Source organism: Streptomyces sp. NPDC048331 (genome assembly GCF_043201215.1).
Classification (GTDB): Bacteria; Actinomycetota; Actinomycetes; order Streptomycetales; family Streptomycetaceae; genus Streptomyces.
Genome location: NZ_JBICYT010000001.1, coordinates 586,992 through 605,303, shown reverse-complemented (window position 1 = coordinate 605,303; position 18,312 = coordinate 586,992). Strand labels below are relative to the sequence as shown.

Sequence of the window (18,312 nt, the reverse complement as noted above, 5' to 3'; positions counted from 1 at the left end):
GGAGCCTCGCCTAGCGGGGCGTGAGACGCCCGGGTACGTCCACCTTGACGGTGGTTCCCGCCCGCAGGCCCCAGTCCGCCATGGCGCCGGCCGTCGACTCCAGGACGTGCCGGGAGCGCGGCCGCGGCAGTCCGAGCCGGCCCGGAGCCATGGTGACCACGGCGAGCACCCCGAACTCGCGGTCGAGGTACGCCACATCGATCGCGAACCGCATCCGGAAGGTGTGCACGCTCGCCGCGGGGGTCAGCAGCATCACGCCGTCGATCCCGTCCCGCCCGAGCAGGCCCCGGGTGCGGGCCCGGTAGGACGCGGCGACCTCCAGAGGGATGCGGTGCGCGCCGGCGTGCAGTGTGCCGGAGCCGTCCTGCCAGTTCGCCATGCCGGCCAGCGTAAGGGGTGCCGCCGCGCGGAGCCGTCCCCTACCCGGCCTTCCACCGTTCCCCGGATTCCGCCCGGCCCCGGTCCTCGAGCGCCGGACGGGCCGCGCTGAAGGGACAGCGCCGGAAGCCCCGCGCGGCGCACCCGTCGGCGCTACCGTCGCCGCATGGGTGTCGCCCTGATCGTTCTTGCCGCCGGATACGGCGCCGCCGCGGGATGGCTGCTGCCGCGTGCCGCGTACCGGTTCTCCGTCGAGCCGGGGGAGCCTTGGCGCGACCGCTGCCCGCAGGGGCACCGGGTGCGCGGCTGGCTCGGACCGGCCCGCTGCCGGGTTCCCGCGCAGGCCCTCGTGCGGGGCCCGGGCGGCCCGCCCCCCGAGTCCGCCGTGCCGCACGTCTACGGGAGGCGCGCGGTCCCCCTCGCCGCCCTCGCCGGGGCGCTCTGCGCCGTGCTCGCGGCTGCCGTCGGGGCGCGGCCCGAGGCGCTGCCCTACGTGGGGCTCGCCCCGGCGGTCGTGCTGCTCTCGCTCGTGGACCGCGCCGTGCACCGGCTGCCCGACGTACTGACCCTGCCGCTCGCCGCCGCGGTCGCCGCGCTGCTCGGGGCGGCCGCCCTCGCGCCCGGCTCCGCCGGCTCCTGGAGGCTCGCACTGCTGGGCGGCGGCGCGCTCGGAGCGGCGTATCTGCTGCTCCATCTGATCAACCCCGCCGGCATGGGCTTCGGCGACGTCAAGCTGGCGCTCCCGCTGGGGGTCGCTCTTGGGTGGTACGGGTGGGGGGTATGGGCCGCGGGGGCCTTCCTCGGCCTGTTCTACGGGGCCCTGTACGGGCTGTACGTGCTCCTGCGCAGCCCCGACGAGCGGAATCACGGGTACGCGTTCGGCCCCTTCATGGCGGCCGGAGCGCTCACCGGAGTGCTGCTGGGCGGTTTCGGAGCGTAATCATCCTGCGCCAATGCACGCAGCATGCTTTACGAAGGGTTATGGTGGAACCCCCCCCTCGGGCCGGTCCGTATCCCCCCCACGGACCGGCCCGTTTTTCGTTTTCCGGCTCCCCGGCCGTGCGACGTGACAAACGTGCAGGTCAGTCGCGTTGGGCCCAGATGTTGGTGCCGGGGGTGGACACGGCCAAGGAGTCGATCTCCTTCAACTCGGCCTCGGTGAGCGGCGCGGAGGCCAGCGCGGCCACGTTCTCCTCCAACTGCGGCACGCTCGACGCGCCGATCAGGGCCGAGGTCATCCGGTCGTCGCGGAGCACCCACTTGAGCGCCAGCTGGGCGAGGGACTGCCCGCGGCGTGCCGCGATCTCGTTCAGCCCGGTCAGCCGGCGGAGCACCTCGTCCGAGAGCAGGTCCGGGTCGAGGGACTTCCCCTGCGCCGCGCGCGAGTCCGCCGGGACGCCCTTCAGGTACTTGCCGGTCAGCATGCCCTGCGCGAGCGGCGCGAAGGAGATGCAGCCCATGCCGGCGTCCTCCAGGGTGTCCAGCAGGCCGTCCTCCTCCGTCCAGCGGTTGATCATGGAGTAGGAGGGCTGGTGGATGAGCGGGCGCACGCCCATCTCGCGCAGGATCCGCACGGCCTCGGCCGTCTGCTCCGCCGTGTACGAGGAGACACCCACGTAGAGCGCCTTGCCCTGCTGGACCGCGGACGCGAGGGCGCCCATGGTCTCCTCCAGCGGGGTCTCCGGGTCGAAGCGGTGCGAGTAGAAGATGTCGACGTAGTCCACGCCCATCCGCTTCAGCGAGGCGTCGAGCGAGCTGAGCAGGTACTTGCGGCTGCCCCACTCGCCGTACGGTCCGGGGTGCATCAGGTAGCCGGCCTTGGTCGAGAGGATCAGCTCGTCGCGGTAGGCCGCGAAGTCCTGCGAAAAGATCTTGCCGAAGTTCAGCTCGGCCGAGCCGGGCGGCGGCCCGTAGTTGTTCGCCAGGTCGAAGTGGGTGATGCCGAGGTCGAAGGCCCGGCGGAGGATCGCCCGCTGGGACTCCAGGGACCGGTCGTCGCCGAAGTTGTGCCAGAGGCCGAGGGAGATGGCGGGGAGCTTGAGGCCGCTGTGGCCGGTGCGCCGGTACTCCATGGAGTCGTAGCGCGAGGGCTCTGCCCGATAGGGATTGGTATCAGTCACGTTGTCCTCCCTATCACGGAGTTGTGACAGACCGAGTTGGGTACCCCATCCCGGCGCGCAGTAATGTGGCGGACTCGGGGGTGGGACCGCATTTCGCACGGGGGCAAGGCACGGAGGGGCTGGAAGATCGTGAAGCTGCGCGACCTGGTGTACAGGCTTTATGCACGCCGGGTGGAAGGCCGCCTCGACCATGACGCGGCGCCCAAGCACATCGGCGTCATCCTGGACGGGAACCGCCGCTGGGCGAAGGCGTCCGGAGGGACGACGGAGCAGGGCCACCAGGCCGGCGCCGACAAGATCTCCGAGATGCTGGGCTGGTGCACCGAGACGGACGTCGAGGTCGTCACCCTGTGGATGCTCTCCACGGACAACCTGGACCGGCCGGAGGTCGAGCTCCGGCCGCTGCTCAACATCATCGAGAACACCGTCCGGGGCCTCGCCGCGGACGGCCGCTGGCGCGTCCACCACGTCGGCAACCTCGACATCCTGCCCGCCCGGACGCAGAACGTCCTCAAGGAGGCCGAGCAGGCCACCCACGACGTCGACGGGATACTCGTCAACGTCGCCGTCGGCTACGGAGGCCGCCAGGAGATCGCCGACGCGGTCCGCTCGCTGCTGCTGGAGCACGCGCGCAAGGGCACCTCCTTCGAGGAGCTCGCCGAGATCCTCGACATCGACCACATCGCCGAGCACCTCTACACGCGCGGCCAGCCGGACCCGGACCTCGTGATCCGCACCAGCGGCGAGCAGCGGCTGTCCGGATTCATGCTGTGGCAGAGCGCGCACAGCGAGTACTACTTCTGCGAAGTCTTCTGGCCGGCCTTCCGCAAGGTCGACTTCCTGCGGGCCCTGCGCGACTACGCGGCCCGTCACCGGCGCTACGGCACCTGAGCCCCTCGGGTCCCGACACCCCCTCCCCTCGAAGCCTTCACCAGGGATTCACCGAGCGTCCGTCATATGCCATGGCATGGCCTGGCTTGTTCGGGGAATATCCCTTTCAGGTCGATGCCCGATCCACGGGTGTCGAGTCTCAGCGGACGGCATGGGGTCGTCCGCCCGGGAGGCCCTTTGCACCAGGACGCACGTGCGGTTCGCACGGACGGAGTGGAGGGCCGGAAATCGGCCCTGGCATGGGTGCCGATGACCGGTCCGGTCTTCATGGCCCGACCTCTTCCGAGGGGGTACGTCCTTCCGTGGTGACCAGCACAAAGAGCCGCCTGCAAGACAGGCGGACCTACGTCCTCGACACCAGCGTCCTGCTGGCAGACCCCAACGCGATCTCGCGCTTCGACGAGCACGAGGTCGTGCTCCCGATCGTGGTGATCACCGAGCTGGAGGCTAAGAGGCACCATCCCGAACTCGGCTACTTCGCGCGTCAGGCCCTGCGCCTGCTCGACGACTTCCGGGTTCGCAACGGTCGCCTGGACGCCCCCATCCCGCTGGGCGATCTGGGCGGCACCCTGCGCGTCGAGCTCAACCACTCCGACACGAGCGTCCTGCCCGCCGGCTTCAGGTTGGGGGACAACGACTCGCGGATCCTCGCGGTCGCCCGCAACCTCCAGGCCGAGGGCTACGACGTCACGGTGGTCTCGAAGGACCTCCCGCTGCGCATCAAGGCCTCCTCCGTGGGGTTGCTCGCCGAGGAGTACCGCGCGGAACTGGCGATCACCGACGCCGGCTGGACGGGCATGAGCGATCTCGCCCTCTCCGGGGAACAGGTGGACCTCCTCTACTCGGAGGACCGCCTCTACGTGCCGGAGGCCGCGGAACTGCCCGTGCACACCGGACTGGTCCTCCAGTCGGAACGCGGCAAGGCTCTCGGCCGCGTCACGGCGGACGGCAACGTGAAGCTCGTGCGCGGGGACCGGGAGGCCTTCGGGCTGCACGGTCGCAGCGCCGAGCAGCGCATCGCGCTGGACCTCCTCCTCGACCCCGAGATCGGGATCATCTCGATGGGCGGCCGGGCCGGCACCGGAAAGTCGGCGCTGGCGCTCTGCGCGGGACTGGAAGCGGTCCTGGAGCGCAGGCAGCACCAGAAGGTGATGGTCTTCCGGCCGCTGTACGCGGTGGGCGGTCAGGACCTCGGCTATCTGCCCGGGGACGCCTCCGAGAAGATGAGCCCCTGGGCGCAGGCGGTCTTCGACACGCTCTCGGCGGTCGCCGGGCGCGAGGTCATCGAGGAGGTGCTGAACCGCGGGATGCTGGAGGTCCTGCCGCTCACGCACATCCGAGGTCGCTCGCTGCACGACGCCTTCGTGATCGTGGACGAGGCGCAGTCGCTGGAGCGCAATGTCCTGCTGACCGTTCTGTCCCGAATTGGCGCCAATTCGCGGGTCGTTCTGACCCACGATGTCGCCCAGCGGGACAACCTGCGGGTCGGTCGGTACGACGGAGTCGTCGCCGTGGTGGAGAAGTTGAAGGGCCACCCGCTCTTCGCCCACATCACGCTGACGCGTTCCGAGCGCTCCCCGATCGCCGCGCTGGTCACCGAGATGCTGGAGAACCTCTGAGGGTCGTATCGGTCAAAAACCCCATAGCGGGAAGGTGAGTTGGCGCCGCCCGGCAAAGGCCCGAGAGCCTAGCCGGGCGGCGTCGTGCTGCACAGGTCTTTTCTCGAATCGGCAGCGACATGCCTGGTGTGACCTTTCACACGCAGCGGAGAATTGCCTTGCGGTGTCGCGTTCCGGCAGAGTCTCTTTTCCGTCAGGCCCCGCATACGGCACACCTGTATCTCCCGTGAGGTACGCGCAGCACCACAACTCCACAGCCGAACGCCGTATGCCGCCCGGAGCTTCACGCGGCGGCCCCCGTAAGGGGGTTGCCCACGGGCCCGCGCCTCCAGTGACCGTAGAACCACGGAGGCCAGAGTCGAGGGCACTTTTGCGCCCGCGCGGTCACTGCGGACGCTGCTGGAAGGACACCGTGTGAGCCGGATCTCGGTCCGGGGGTTCGCCGTGGCTTCGGCCACCGCGGTCACCACCGTCGGCGCAGTCGTAGGCGTTGCCACCGGCGACCCCACGAACGATCTCGAGACGACCGCGTCCGGCGCGACTCTCCTCGCCGACATCCCGGTCGGCGACCAGGCACAGGTCCAGAGCGCGTCCCTGACGCAGCAGGCCGATGCCATCGCCCACGCCGCCGATGTCGACGCCAAGCGTTCCGCCGAGGAGGCCGCGCGCGTCCAGGCCGCCGAGGACGCCAAGGCCAAGAAGGCCGAGGCCGAGAAGGAGAAGGCCGAGGCGGAGGCCAAGCAGAAGAAGGAACGCGAGGCCAAGGAGGAGGTCGCCAGCCGCTCCGCGGCCCGCGACGCCGGTGACTTCGCCCCGCAGAGCTCCTACACGGTCGCTCAGGTCAAGGCCATCGCCCAGCAGATGGTCCCGGCCGGGCAGTTCCAGTGCTTCTCGAACATCATCAACCAGGAATCCACCTGGAACTACAAGGCCGTCAACTCGTCCTCGGGCGCGTACGGTCTGGTCCAGGCGCTGCCCGGTTCGAAGATGGCCTCGGCCGGCGCGGACTGGCGCACCAACCCCGCCACGCAGATCAAGTGGGGTCTGAACTACATGGAAGACCGCTACGGCAGCCCCTGTGGTGCCTGGAGCTTCCACCAGGCCAACGGCTGGTACTAGAAAGCCCGCGACGACGCGAGCGTCGCGGCACCGCACAACCCGGGGGAGCCCCGCACCGTCCTACGGTGCGGGGCTCCTCGCGTGTACGGTCTTCGAGGTGAGCCCGTAGAGCGGGGGCGGGGGAAGGAAAGCGACATGGCGAAGAGGGAAGGCTGGCTCGGCCGGCTCGGGAACAAGCTGAACCGGATGGAGGCGCGGCTCAACGAACGGCGCGCCGAGGTCGAGGCCGAGACCAGGGGCGACCTGCCGGGGCCCGCCGGGCCCGAGCGCGCCTCGGCGGACGCGTCCGCCGCCGGGGCCGTCGCCGCGGCGACCGTGCCCGCGCCGCCCACCTACCCGCCCGTGGTCCCCGCGCCGCATCTCGCCGCCCCGGCCGCGCCCGTGCGCCCCGACCCGGCGAGCGTCGTCCCCTGGGGGATGCGCGTCGCCGCCGAGGCCAGCTGGCGGCTGTTGCTGCTCGCCGGGATGCTCTGGGTGCTGATGAAGGTGATCAGCGAAGTCCGCCTGGTCGTCCTCGCCTTCGCCGCCGCCATGCTCGTCACCGCCATGCTCCAGCCCTTCGTGGTCCGGCTGCGCAGACTGGGCCTGCCGCGTGGTCTGGCCACGGCCGTCACGGCGATCCTCGGCTTCGTGGTCATCGGGCTCGTCGGCTGGTTCGTGGTCTGGCAGGTCATGGAGAACCTCGACGACCTCTCCGACCGGGTCCGCGACGGCATCAACGAGCTCAAGCTCTGGGCACTGGACAGTCCGTTCCACGTGACCGAGAAGCAGATCAACGACATCGCGAAGAACCTCAGCGAGACCATCGGTACCAACACCGAGCAGATCACCTCCGCCGGACTGCAGGGCGTGACGGTCCTCGTCGAGGTCCTGACGGGCATTCTGCTCGCGATGTTCTCCACGCTGTTCCTGCTCTACGACGGCAAGCGCATCTGGAACTGGGCGCTGGGCCTGGTCCCGTCCGCCGCCCGCGCCGGTGTCGCCGGTGCCGGTCCGCGCGCCTGGCGCACGCTGACCGCGTACGTGCGCGGCACGGTCATCGTCGCCCTCATCGACGCGATCTTCATCGGCCTCGGCATCTACTTCCTGGACGTGCCGATGGCGGTGCCGCTGGCCGTCTTCATCTTCCTGTTCGCCTTCATCCCGCTGGTCGGCGCCGTGGTGTCGGGAGCCCTCGCGGTGGTCGTGGCGCTCGTGACCCAGGGCGTGTTCACCGCCCTGATGGTGCTGCTCGTGGTGTTGGCGGTGCAGCAGATCGAGGGCCACGTGCTCCAGCCCTTCATCCTCGGCCGGGCCGTACGGGTGCACCCGCTCGCGGTGGTGCTCTCGGTGGCCGCCGGCGGCATGATCGCGGGCATCGGCGGGGCGGTCGTCGCGGTGCCGCTGGTGGCCGTCACCAACACGGTGGTGGGCTATCTGAAGGCGTACTCGCGGGAACAGCACCACCTCGGATCCGGAATGATCGGGCCGGGCCCGCACGGCTCGACGGCCCTGAACGTGGCCCCCGAGGCCGAGCTCGAGGGCCACGTCACGTCCTGAACCGTTCCCGCGGAACGGATTCGCCGGGGACGGGGCGCGGAAAAACTTCACCGTGGTGGTCGAGGCCGACCCGCACAAGAAGACGGATCCCTCGGCCGAGTTCGACGCCCCGTCCCCGCACAACCTCGCCTCTGCGGGCGGTGGGCGCACGGGAGCGGTGCCGGACCTCGGAGAGCGTGCCGTGATGACCGCGATGGCCGGCGACAACTGGCTGATCCTCAAGGTGCTGGACGGCGGAGCGGTGTTCACCGTCGAAGCGGGCGCCGACAACTTCGCGGAGACGAACGGTAGGGCCGCCACCGACGTGGACGCGGTCCGGGCGGCGATGATCGAGGACATGCGCGAGCTGATGGCCACACTCAAGAAGTAGGGGGCGCACATGATCGGGGAGCCCGAGCTCGACGGGGAGTGGGGTCCCGCGGCCCCGGCCGAGCTCGTGGAAAGCGAGCCCGCACGGTTACAGGGAGCGGTCCGGGCGCGACCCTGGCGCTCGGCCGTGGTGGCCGTGGTGGCCACCTCGGCACTGTGGGCGGGCGGGCTCTACGCCTTCGGGGACCTGTCGGCCGAGCCGGAGATCCGCTACCGGTTCGCAGAGGACCTCTGCGACCAGTTCAAGGCCCCGGCCCTGGAAGGGCTGCTGGGCCCTCTTGGGGACGCCGTACCGAAGGCGGGCGGCCGGCATCCGGCGCTGGACCGGGCGTCGTGCGCCCGTGGCGGCGAACGGCCGTCCTCAACCGGGAGCGTCCAGGTCACGGCGGTGGTCGAACTGCACAAGAAGACCGATCCGGCGCCGGAGTTCGCCGTCGACTCCCCTGACGTCGGGTGGTTCGCCGGGGACAGCGGCGAGCAGGAGTCGATGCCCGGCCTCGGGGAGGAGGCCATCGTCTCCCGCCCCGGGATCGGTGACGGCCTCCGGCTGCGCGTCCGTGACGGCGGCGCGGTGTTCACCGTCCAGGTGATGGTCTTCCCCGGGGTGAGTGAGGACGGGCCCGGCACCCGGGACGCCCTGGTGGCCGCGGCGGCCGAGGACGTGCGGGCGCTGATGGCCGCGCTGCGTACGAGCTGACACAGCACGGTGCCCCGTGACCGGATCCGGTCACGGGGCACCGTGCTGGCGTACGGGGTGCCGTTACTCGGCGGCGAGGGCGGCCTCGGCGTCGAGGGTGACGGCGACGGCCTGGATCACGGAGGCGATCTTGAAGGCCTCCTGGATCGTCTCGCGGTCGACGCCGGCCTTGCGCAGGACCTGCTCGTGCGAGTCCAGGCACTGGCCGCAGCCGTTGATCGCGGAGACCGCGAGCGACCACAGCTCGAAGTCGAGCTTCTCCACGCCCGGGTTGCCGATGACGTTCATCCGCAGGCCCGCGCGCAGCGTGCCGTACTCCGGGTCGGAGAGCAGGTGCCGGGTGCGGTAGAAGACGTTGTTCATCGCCATGACCGCGGCGGCGGACTTGGCGGCGGTGTACGCCTCCGGCGAGAGGTTCGCCTTCGCCTCGGGCTCCAGCTCACGCAGGACGAGCGGCGAACGGGCGGCGATCGCGCAGGACAGGACGGTGCCCCACAGCTGCTGCTGCGGGAGGTCGCTGTTGCCGATGACCGAACCGAGGTTCAGCTTCAGGTCCTTGGCGAAGTCCGGTATGGCCGACTTCAGGGAGTCGAGGGACATCCGTCACTCACCGGCCAGCAGCGCGCCGGCGTCGATGGTGCTGTCACCCTTGTTCCAGTTGCACGGGCACAGCTCGTCGGTCTGCAGGGCGTCCAGGACCCGCAGGACCTCCTTGGGGTTACGGCCCACGGAACCGGCGGTCACCATCGAGAACTGGATCTCGTTGTTCGGGTCCACGATGAAGACGGCGCGCATCGGCAGGCCGTCCTCGCCCAGGATGCCCAGCTCGGCCGACAGCTCGCGCTTGATGTCGGACATCATCGGGAAGGGCAGGTCACGCAGGTCGGCGTGATCCTTGCGCCAGGCGTGGTGCACGTACTCGGAGTCGAGCGAGAAGCCGAGGATCTGCGCGTCGCGGTCGGCGAACTCCTCGTTCAGCTTGCCGAACGCGGCGATCTCGGTCGGGCACACGAAGGTGAAGTCCAGCGGCCACGCGAAGATGACCTTCCACTTGCCCTCGTAGGTCTTGTGGTCGATCTGCGCGAACTCGGAACCGGCCTCGAGCGAGACGCAGGCGGTCAGGTCGAAGGCGGGGAACTTGTCACCAACAGTGAGCACGCGCTCTCCTAATGCAGTGGAAAATAACCCTTTTGGGGGTTTTCCGATGGGGTTGGACGTATCTCACATGCTGACACACCTGCATTGATTACAGAAATAGCTACTCTTGTTCCGGGTGATCGGAGGTACCTATCAGTGGCTGTCAGTAGTAGGGGAGCGAAGCAACCGACGCTCGCGCAACTGCGCGCCTTCGCGGCGGTCGCCGAGCATCTGCACTTCCGGGACGCCGCCGCGGCCATCGGCATGAGCCAGCCCGCGCTCTCCGGAGCCGTCTCCGCGCTGGAGGAGGCCCTCGGCGTGCAGTTGCTGGAGCGCACCACCCGCAAGGTGCTGCTCTCCCCGGCGGGCGAGCGGATCGCGGCGCGGGCCCAGGTGGTGCTCGACGCCATGGGCGGGCTGCTGGAGGAGGCCGAGGCGGTACGGGCGCCCTTCACCGGGGTGCTGCGGCTCGGGGTGATCCCCACGGTGGCGCCGTACCTGCTGCCGACCGTGCTCGGGCTGTTCCACCGGCGCTACCCGGGGATGGACCTCCAGGTGCACGAGGAGCAGACCGCCTCGCTGCTCGAGGGGCTGGCCGGCGGACGCCTGGACCTGCTCCTGCTGGCGGTGCCGCTGGGGGTCCCCGGGGTCACCGAACTACCCGTCTTCGACGAGGACTTCGTCCTGCTCGCACCTCGGGAGCACGCACTGGCCGGGCGCCGGGACATCCCGCTGGAGGAACTGCGCGGCCTGCAGTTGCTGCTGCTCGACGAGGGGCACTGCCTGCGCGACCAGGCCCTCGACATCTGCCGGGAAGCCGGGCGGACCACCGGGGCGGACGTCACCACGACCGCCGCCGGACTGTCCACCCTCGTACAACTGGTCGCCGGGGGACTGGGGGTGACGCTGTTGCCGCGCTCCGCGCTGCGGCTGGAGACCGCCCGCAACGAGTACCTGTCCACCGGGTACTTCGCCGAGCCCGCGCCGTCCCGACGGATCGCCCTGGCCATGCGGACCGGGACCGCCCGGCAGGAGGAGTTCGGGGCGATCGCCGCCGCGCTGCGCGAAGCCGTACGCCCGCTCCCGGTCTGGCCCACCGACTAGGGCGTCGCCGGGAGCGGGCGTACGGGGGTCGGGCGGGGGCCGGGGTCACTCCGTACGGAGGCCGTCCGGGCGCATCAGCCGCAGCAGCGGCGGCAGGCTGAGCAGGGTCACCACGACCACCACACCCGCGCCGACCCCGGTCATCCCGAGGACCGACGGCCAGTCGATCCGGACGGGCTGGGCGGCCATCCCCATCAGGACGGCGCCCAGCGCGGTGCCCACCCCGGCCGCCAGCACCAGACCCAGCACGATCGGCACGGCCGTCTGCCAGAGCACCGACAGGCTCAGCGTCGAGCGCTTGGTGCCGAAGGCGACCAGCGAGGACAGCAGCCGGCGGCGCTCGCGCAGCTGCTCCAGCTGCGAGACGAAGAGGCTGCCGCCGATCAGGACCAGCACGGCGGCGGCACCGAAGAACAGCCCCGTGCGGATCGAGGAGAAGCCGGCCGCCTGCTCGGTGTCGCGCAGCGTCATCGCCGTGACGAACGGGTCCGTCCGGAAGACGGCGTTGCGCGCCCGGTCCAGGGCGTCCGGACCGGACTCGTCGACCTGCACGAAGATCCGCGCGTCCGGGAAGTCGCCCAGCTCCTTCGGCGCGACCGACGGGGTCACCAGCAGGCCCGTGCGCAGCTGCCCGGCGGGATCCTCCCGGGCGTGGACCGTACGGGTGCCCGCGGGGACCTGCCACTTCGCCGGACCGGGCCGGTCGTCCGGCTCGGACTCGTAGCGCCGGATGTTGCCGACGAACAGCTCCTCGCCGGGCTTCGCCGTGCCTCCGTAGATCCCCGTGGAGGACGGGCCGGTCAGGATGAAGGCGTCGCCCTCCGTGCAGGAGTCGAGCACGGCGACCTCCCCGAGCGCGTCGCAGGTGCCGACGGTGATCTGGACGGCTTCCTCCTCCGCGGGCATCCGGTGGGCGGCCTGCGCGGAGGTCAGCGGGACGGCGCGGGTGACGCCCGGGACGGCGGCGATCCGCCGCGCGAGGTCGTCGATCGGCGCGTCCGACGCGCGGTTGACCATGACGGCGACGGCGGCCCTGGAGGGGTCCTGGCCGGTGGACCTGGTGTAGTCGCCCTCGACGCCCGCGAAGAGCATCTGCAGGGCGATGGCTCCGGCGACGGCGACGGCGATGCCGTTGACCAGGCGGGCGGCGCTGCCGCTGCTGACCTGGAGCCGGCGTACGGCGAGCTGCCAGGAGACCGGGCCGCCGGACATCCTCCCGACGAAACGCTCCAGCAGCCAGGGCAGCAGCACCGTGATCCCGACGAGCAGCAGCACCACGCCGGCGCTGACCTGCCACTGGTTGAACCTGCCGTGGTCGTTGCCGCGGCCGCCCATGGGCACGAGCAGGCCGAGCCCGACCAGCGGGAGCAGCAGCCGCCACCAGATGCGACGGCGGGAGGGCTTGGCCGTGCGGACCACGCCCAGCGGCTCGATGACCACACCGCGCAGCGCGAACAGGGTCACGGCCACGGCCGCCGCGGGCACCGCGAGGGCGACCAGGACGACCAGCCAGGGGGCCGGGTCGAGGTCGGCGGGGAAGACGCTGCGCTGACGCAGGCTGACGCTGCCGACCAGGGAGCGGCCGACGGCGAAGAAACCGGCGCCCAGGACCAGCCCGACGAGGGAGCCGGCCAGTGCCTCTCCGGCCGCGATGCGGCGCACCATCCTGCTGTCCGCGCCGACCAGCCGTAGCGCGGCGAGCCGCCGGTCGCGCCGCTCCCCGCCGAAGCGGACGGCGGTGGCGATGAACACGGCGACGGGCATCAGCAGGGCGACGAACGTCAGGACGACCATCAGCATGAGCACGGGGTCGAGGCCGTCGCGGTCGGCCTCGTAGCCGAAGCTGGTGATGCGCTCGACGCGGTGGTCCTCGGGGCCGTTCTTGCGGAGGGTGTCGCTGCCCAGGTAGAAGAGCAGTTCGCCGGGGCCGACCAGGCCCCGGTCACCGACGATCTCGCTGACCGGCGCGTCGAGCCGCTCGCGCAGCAGGGCGCCCTCGGAGGACTTCAGCAGCTCGGCCAGGGCGGGGGAGAGGGCCATCTCGCCCGGGCCCGGGAACTTCGTCAGGCCGGGCGGCAGCGGGGCGTCCGGGCCCTCGGCCCGCAGTACGTGCCCCTCGATGTCCTTGTCGCGGTACGTCTGTCCGATCCGGGCGTACAGCAGGGTGTCGGGTCCGGGGGCGTCGGCCGTCCCGGAGCTCATCGTCGACCGGGCGTCGCCGCGCTCGTACCGGGCGGTGAGGGCGCCGGGGATCGCGGTGCTGATCAGCAGCAGCGCGACGCCGAGGCCGACGCCGACCCCGGTGAGCAGGGTGCGGATCCAGCCCTCGCGGCCGCCGCCGAAGGCGAAGCGGGCACCCATGCCGAGGTCGCGGGTCCAGACCTGGAGACGGCTCATACGATCCGCTCCATGTCGCGGGACTTCCCGTCGCGCACGACGATCTCGCGGTCGGAGTAGGCGGCCACGCGCGTCTCGTGCGTGACGAGCACGACGGCGGCGTTCGCGGACCGGGCGGCCTCCGTGAGGAGCTGCATGACGAGTTCGCCGTTGAGGGAGTCCAGGGCTCCGGTGGGCTCGTCGGCGAAGATCACCCGCGGGCCCGTGACGAGGGCGCGGGCGACGGCCACGCGCTGCCCCTGACCGCCGGATATCTCGCCGGGCCGCTTGGCGCCGAGGTCCTCCACCTGGAGCTGCTCCATCCGGCGCAGGGCGGTGCGTTCGGCCTCCTTGCGCTTGACGCCGGTCAGGCGCAGCGGGAGGGCGACGTTCTCCACACAGGTCAACTCCGGTACGAGCTGGCCGAACTGGAAGACGAAGCCGAACTCGGTGCGGCGCAGGGCACTGCGTTCGGCGTCGCTCAGCGTGGTGAGCTCGCGGCCCGCGTAGGTGATGGAGCCGGAGTCGGGCGGGACGATCCCGGCGAGGCAGTGCAGCAGGGTGGACTTGCCGGAGCCGGAGGGGCCCATGACGGCGACGACCTCGCCCGCGTGGATGGAGAACTCGGCGCCGTCCAGGGCGTTGGTGGTCCCGTACGCCTTGCGCAGGTCCGTGGCGGCGAGCAGGGAACCGGCCGGGGTCATCATCGGCGGACCTCCCGCGCGAGCTGGTCGAGGCGGGCCGCGGTGAGCTCCAGCCACCGCAGGTCCGCTTCGAGGTGGAAGAGGGCGTGGTCGCAGATGAGCTGGTCGGCGATGTCGCCCTTGCGCTTGCGCTGGGTGAGGATGCGCATGAGGCGCAGGTGCTCGGCCCGCTGGGTGTCCAGCAGTTCGTCGGCGCGGCGGCCGGTGAGCAGTGCGAGGACGACCTTCGTGTAGAGGGTCGAGTGGAGGTACGGCTCCGGCTTCTCGGGCTGGGAGAGCCAGGCTTCGACGTCGGTGATGCCGGCGTCCGTGATGGAGTACCGCTTGCGGTCGGGACCGCCGCCCGCCTCTATGCCCTCGACCTCGACGAGGCCGTTCTTCAGGAGCCGGGACATGGTCGAGTAGACCTGCCCGTAGGCGAGGGGGCGGTCGTGGCCGAACGTCTCGTCGAAGGCCCGCTTCAGGTCGTAGCCGTGGCGCGGGCCGGCCTCGAGGAGGCCCAGGAGGGTGTGACCGATGGACATGGCGCCGACTATACATCGTGTGTATACGTGCAGTGTATAGAGGTGTTGAGCTGCGGAAACGTAAAAACCGCTCCCGTGCGGTGGCACGGGAGCGGCGTTCACTCCGAGGGCTTGGGCGGTCGGCCCCGGCGGGGGATGGGGCCCGGGGCGGAGGGGAGGCGACCGGCCTCCGCGAGGGCCCGGCGGAGCAGGAACTCGATCTGCGCGTTGGCGCTGCGCAGTTCTTCCCCCGCCCAGCGGGCCAGCGCGTCGTACACCTGCGGGTCGAGTCGCAGGAGCACCTGCTTGCGCGCCTGTCGGCCCGCCGGTTTCTCCTCGCCGCCGGGGGTCACTGGTAGAGGGTTCCCGTGTTGACCACCGGCTGGGCGGCGCGGTCGCCGCACAGGACGACCATCAGGTTCGAGACCATGGCCGCCTTGCGCTCCGGGTCCAGGTCCACGATTTCCTGCTCCGCCAGTCGGGTCAGTGCCAGCTCGACCATGCCCACCGCGCCCTCCACTATCTGCTTGCGGGCCGCCACGACCGCGCCCGCCTGCTGGCGCTGGAGCATCGCGGAGGCGATTTCCGGAGCGTACGCGAGGTGCGTGAAGCGGGACTCGATGATGTGCACACCGGCCGCGTCGACGCGGTCGCGCAGTTCGACCGCCAGCTTCTCGGTGATCTCCTCGGCGTTGCCGCGCAGCGACAGGCCGCCCTCCTCGTGCGCGTCGTAGGGGTACTCGATGGCGATGTGCCGGACCGCGGCCTCGGTCTGGGTCTCGACGAACTCCGTGAAGTCCTCCACCTCGAAGGTGGCCCGGGCGGTGTCCTCGACCCGCCACACCACGACCGCCGCCAGCTCGATCGGGTTGCCGTAGGCGTCGTTGACCTTCAGGACGGCCGTCTCGTGGTTGCGCACCCGGGTGGAGATCTTCTCGCGGGAGGTCAGCGGGTTCACCCAACGCAGCCCGTCGGCGCGGACGGTGCCCTTGTAGCGGCCGAACAGCTGGACGACCCGGGCCTCGCCCGGCGCCACCGTGTTCAGCCCGCTCATGGCGAACGTGGAGACGAGGCCCAGGAGTACGCCGAGGGCTATCAGGGCCACCTTGGTCGCGACGGCCGCGAGTACCGCGCCGGCCACGACCAGACCGGCACCCGCCAGCAGACCCAGCAGCCCGAGCAGCAGAGCCAGGCCGCCGCCGACGCTGCGCGCGGTGAACTCCCTTACGCCGTCAGAGGTGGCGTTTTCGTTCGTCATGGTTTGCCCCGTTTCTCAGGTCGCGGTCGATCGAACCGCCTAGCAAAGTGATATCACTTTTTTGCGCTGCGGCAACCCTTCGGCTTAGGTGAGCGTCGGTTCCATTGACGCGGGTGCTGATTCTCACGTCCGAAATGACCGGAATTGGTCATGGTTGGCCAACTTTTATCACAGCCTGCGGTGTTAGCTTTCTGAGCTGACGTCGGGGGGGTAATCGAGCGGAGCGGGAGCGATGGGCCGAGCAGAAGTGCGTAAGGCGCAGCAGCAGCGCGGTGCGCGGCGTGCGCCGAGCGGACGCGCGCAGGGCACCGAAGGAAGCGGAAGTACCGGTAAACGCACGGGCATACGCCGCTTCTTCACCTGGAAGAAGATCCTGGGCACGTTCTTCGGGCTGATACTGCTCGGCATGGCCGCACTGGTCGCCCTGTACTTCTACGTGGAAGAGCCGGACCCCAACAAGCAGGCGCTCCAGCAGAGCAACGTCTACAAGTACGCAGACGGCACGATCATGGCCAGCAAGGGCAAGGTCAACCGCGAGATCCTGCCGATCGACAAGATCCCGATGGACGTGCAGGAGGCGTTCATCGCGATCGAGAACAAGTCGTTCCGCAAGGATCAGGGTGTCGACTTCAAGGGTCTGGCCCGCGGTCTGTGGAACACGGCGACCGGGCGCGGCAAGGCCGGTGGCTCCACGATCACCCAGCAGTACGTCAAGAACTACTACCTGACCCAGGACCAGACCGCGAGCCGCAAGCTCAAGGAACTGGTGATCTCCCTGAAGGTCGACCAGAGGATGAAGAAGCCCGAGATCCTCGCGGGCTACCTGAACACCAGCTACTTCGGGCGCGGCGCGTACGGAATCCAGGCGGCCGCCCAGGCCTACTACGGCGTGGACGCGGGCCAGTTGACGCTCGAGCAGGGCGCCTACCTCGCCACCCTCGTCCAGGCCCCCAGCCAGTACGACTGGTCGACCGCGAGCGAGGACACCAAGAAGCGGATCATGATCCGCTACAACGCCACCCTCGTGAACATGGTCGACATGGGCAAGTTGGACGAGGCGAAGCGCCAGACGTTGAAGCTCGCCGAGCCGCAGCCGCCGCAGCCGCCGATGGGCATGGACGGCCAGAAGGGCTACCTGGTCCAGGCCGCCGAGGCCGAACTCAACGCCCAGGGCGTCGAGAAGAAGCTGATCGACGCCGGTGGCTGGACCTTCACGCTGAACATCGACCCCAAGAAGCAGGAAGCGCTGGAGAAGGCCGTCGAGGACGAGCTGGAGTCCAAGCTCGACCGCAAGGACACCAAGGGCAAGCCCCAGGACCAGAGCGTCCAGGCCGGTGCCACCTCCGTGGACCCGAAGACCGGCGCGATCGTCGCGATGTACGGCGGTACGAGCCTGAAGGACCACTGGTCCAGCAACGCCCTGCGCAAGGACTACCAGCCGGGCTCGACCTTCAAGCCGGTCGTGCTGGCCTCCGCGCTGGAGAACGGCGCGAAGACCCAGGACGACAAGCCGATCACGCCGAACGCGCTCTACGACGGCACCAGCAAGCGTCCGGTCAAGGGCAGCGACATCCCCTTCGCCCCCCAGAACCAGGAGGACCGCAACTTCGGCACGCCGATGATGACGGTCCAGGAGGCGACCAACTACTCGGTCAACTCCGTCTACGCGCAGATGATCGTGGACGTCGAGCCGCGCAACGTGAAGAAGACGGCCCTGGCCCTCGGCATGAAGGACCGTGAGGGCTGGCCCGAGGACAAGCCCGCCATGTCGCTCGGCACCATGAGCGCCAACACCGTGGAGATGGCCGGCGTCTACGCGACCTTCGACAACCACGGCAAGAAGGTCACGCCGACCATCATCAAGAAGGCCGAGCACAAGGACCGCGAGGTCGAGCCGGCCCAGCCCATCGGTGCCCAGGCCATCAGCCGCCAGACCGCCGACACCGTCACCAAGGTGCTCACGGGCGTCGTCAACGACGACGGCGGCTCCGGCAACAAGGTCCGCAGCAGCGCCTACGAGGCCGCCGGCAAGACCGGTACCACCGAGAACAACGTCTCCGGCTGGTTCTCCGGATTCACCCCGGAACTGGTCACCGTCGTCGCGATCTTCGGCGAGGAGCCCGTCACCGCCAAGCAGGTCACCCTGACCGGTACCGCCGGTCTCGGCCGACTGGGCGGCTCCAGCTTCCCGGCCTCGATCTGGAAGGCGTACACGCTCGCCGTCCTCAAGGGCCACGCGGGCAAGTTCCAGCTGAGCGAGGCGGAGATGGGCGCCGTACAGACGCCGTCCCGCAGCGCCTCGCCGACGCCTTCGCCGTCGCCGTCCTCCAGCGCCCCGGCGGCCAGCAGCAGCCCGCCGGCGTCCCCGACGCCGACCCCGACGCCCACGGCGACCAAGACGACGCCGACCCCGACCCCGACGCCGACCCCGACGCCCACGGCGACCAAGACCAACGGTCCCAAGCCGCCGGACCCGCCGCTGCTGCCCGAGCACTAGG

The 18,312-nt window shown here is 70.3% G+C and carries 18 protein-coding genes; 9 read left to right on the top strand and 9 right to left on the bottom strand.

The window, feature by feature from the left end; genetic code table 11:
• Positions 1-10: 10 nt before the first annotated feature.
• Positions 11-379 carry a DUF192 domain-containing protein gene (locus ACGFYY_RS02820; protein WP_393706700.1) on the bottom strand — a complete coding sequence of 123 codons (369 nt, stop codon included), beginning with the start codon at positions 377-379 and terminating at the stop codon, positions 11-13.
• Positions 380-544: 165 nt separating this feature from the next.
• Here ACGFYY_RS02820 and ACGFYY_RS02815 point away from each other — a divergent pair, with 165 nt between their 5' ends.
• A complete protein-coding gene (locus ACGFYY_RS02815; protein ID WP_393706699.1) occupies positions 545-1,318 on the top strand; it encodes a prepilin peptidase in 774 nt (257 codons plus the stop codon).
• Between the two features lie 142 nt (positions 1,319-1,460).
• Here the strand turns inward: ACGFYY_RS02815 and mgrA are convergent, their stop codons facing one another.
• A complete protein-coding gene (mgrA, locus tag ACGFYY_RS02810; RefSeq protein ID WP_393706698.1) occupies positions 1,461-2,498 on the bottom strand; it encodes an L-glyceraldehyde 3-phosphate reductase in 1,038 nt (345 codons plus the stop codon).
• Positions 2,499-2,627: 129 nt separating this feature from the next.
• On the opposite strand from mgrA, the gene ACGFYY_RS02805 reads away from it, so the two are divergent.
• The 6 genes from ACGFYY_RS02805 to ACGFYY_RS02780 all read left to right on the top strand — a co-directional run bounded on the left by ACGFYY_RS02805 (position 2,628) and on the right by ACGFYY_RS02780 (position 8,732).
• On the top strand, positions 2,628-3,389 hold the full coding sequence (locus ACGFYY_RS02805; protein ID WP_030011184.1) for an isoprenyl transferase: 762 nt from the start codon (positions 2,628-2,630) through the stop codon (positions 3,387-3,389).
• 302 nt (positions 3,390-3,691) lie between these two features.
• On the top strand, positions 3,692-5,008 hold the full coding sequence (locus tag ACGFYY_RS02800; RefSeq protein WP_365274859.1) for a PhoH family protein: 1,317 nt from the start codon (positions 3,692-3,694) through the stop codon (positions 5,006-5,008).
• 414 nt (positions 5,009-5,422) lie between these two features.
• Positions 5,423-6,127, top strand: coding sequence for a transglycosylase SLT domain-containing protein (locus tag ACGFYY_RS02795; protein ID WP_393706697.1), 705 nt, complete (start codon positions 5,423-5,425; stop codon positions 6,125-6,127).
• A gap of 135 nt (positions 6,128-6,262) precedes the next feature.
• Positions 6,263-7,666 (top strand): AI-2E family transporter, encoded by a 1,404-nt coding sequence (locus ACGFYY_RS02790; RefSeq protein WP_393706696.1) that lies wholly within the window; start codon positions 6,263-6,265, stop codon positions 7,664-7,666.
• Positions 7,667-7,718: 52 nt separating this feature from the next.
• A complete protein-coding gene (locus ACGFYY_RS02785; RefSeq protein WP_393706695.1) occupies positions 7,719-8,036 on the top strand; it encodes a hypothetical protein in 318 nt (105 codons plus the stop codon).
• Positions 8,037-8,045: 9 nt separating this feature from the next.
• Positions 8,046-8,732 (top strand): hypothetical protein, encoded by a 687-nt coding sequence (locus ACGFYY_RS02780; RefSeq protein ID WP_393706694.1) that lies wholly within the window; start codon positions 8,046-8,048, stop codon positions 8,730-8,732.
• Positions 8,733-8,795: 63 nt separating this feature from the next.
• Here ACGFYY_RS02780 and ACGFYY_RS02775 read toward each other — a convergent pair whose 3' ends face one another.
• On the bottom strand, positions 8,796-9,332 hold the full coding sequence (locus ACGFYY_RS02775) for an alkyl hydroperoxide reductase (RefSeq protein WP_365274845.1): 537 nt from the start codon (positions 9,330-9,332) through the stop codon (positions 8,796-8,798).
• Positions 9,333-9,335: 3 nt separating this feature from the next.
• Positions 9,336-9,890 (bottom strand): peroxiredoxin, encoded by a 555-nt coding sequence (locus ACGFYY_RS02770; protein ID WP_365274842.1) that lies wholly within the window; start codon positions 9,888-9,890, stop codon positions 9,336-9,338.
• Positions 9,891-10,025: 135 nt separating this feature from the next.
• Between ACGFYY_RS02770 and ACGFYY_RS02765 the strand changes: the two genes are divergently transcribed.
• Positions 10,026-10,973, top strand: a complete 948-nt coding sequence (locus ACGFYY_RS02765; protein WP_365274839.1) for a hydrogen peroxide-inducible genes activator — start codon at positions 10,026-10,028, stop codon at positions 10,971-10,973.
• Between the two features lie 45 nt (positions 10,974-11,018).
• Here the strand turns inward: ACGFYY_RS02765 and ACGFYY_RS02760 are convergent, their stop codons facing one another.
• The 5 genes from ACGFYY_RS02760 to ACGFYY_RS02740 form a co-directional block, all read right to left on the bottom strand.
• Positions 11,019-13,370, bottom strand: coding sequence for an ABC transporter permease (locus ACGFYY_RS02760; protein WP_393706693.1), 2,352 nt, complete (start codon positions 13,368-13,370; stop codon positions 11,019-11,021).
• Positions 13,367-14,056, bottom strand: a complete 690-nt coding sequence (locus ACGFYY_RS02755) for an ABC transporter ATP-binding protein (protein ID WP_365274833.1) — start codon at positions 14,054-14,056, stop codon at positions 13,367-13,369. Before ACGFYY_RS02755 ends, ACGFYY_RS02760 begins: the two co-directional genes overlap by 4 nt.
• Positions 14,053-14,577: a PadR family transcriptional regulator gene (locus ACGFYY_RS02750; RefSeq protein WP_365274830.1), complete on the bottom strand. Its 525-nt coding sequence runs from the start codon at positions 14,575-14,577 to the stop codon at positions 14,053-14,055. Before ACGFYY_RS02750 ends, ACGFYY_RS02755 begins: the two co-directional genes overlap by 4 nt.
• Positions 14,578-14,675: 98 nt before the next feature.
• Positions 14,676-14,960, bottom strand: coding sequence for a hypothetical protein (locus ACGFYY_RS02745; RefSeq protein WP_382551162.1), 285 nt, complete (start codon positions 14,958-14,960; stop codon positions 14,676-14,678).
• Positions 14,906-15,814 carry an SPFH domain-containing protein gene (locus ACGFYY_RS02740; protein ID WP_393706692.1) on the bottom strand — a complete coding sequence of 303 codons (909 nt, stop codon included), beginning with the start codon at positions 15,812-15,814 and terminating at the stop codon, positions 14,906-14,908. Before ACGFYY_RS02740 ends, ACGFYY_RS02745 begins: the two co-directional genes overlap by 55 nt.
• A 232-nt stretch (positions 15,815-16,046) precedes the next feature.
• Between ACGFYY_RS02740 and ACGFYY_RS02735 the strand changes: the two genes are divergently transcribed.
• Positions 16,047-18,311, top strand: coding sequence for a transglycosylase domain-containing protein (locus ACGFYY_RS02735; protein WP_365274821.1), 2,265 nt, complete (start codon positions 16,047-16,049; stop codon positions 18,309-18,311).
• The last annotated feature ends 1 nt before the right edge of the window (position 18,312 follow it).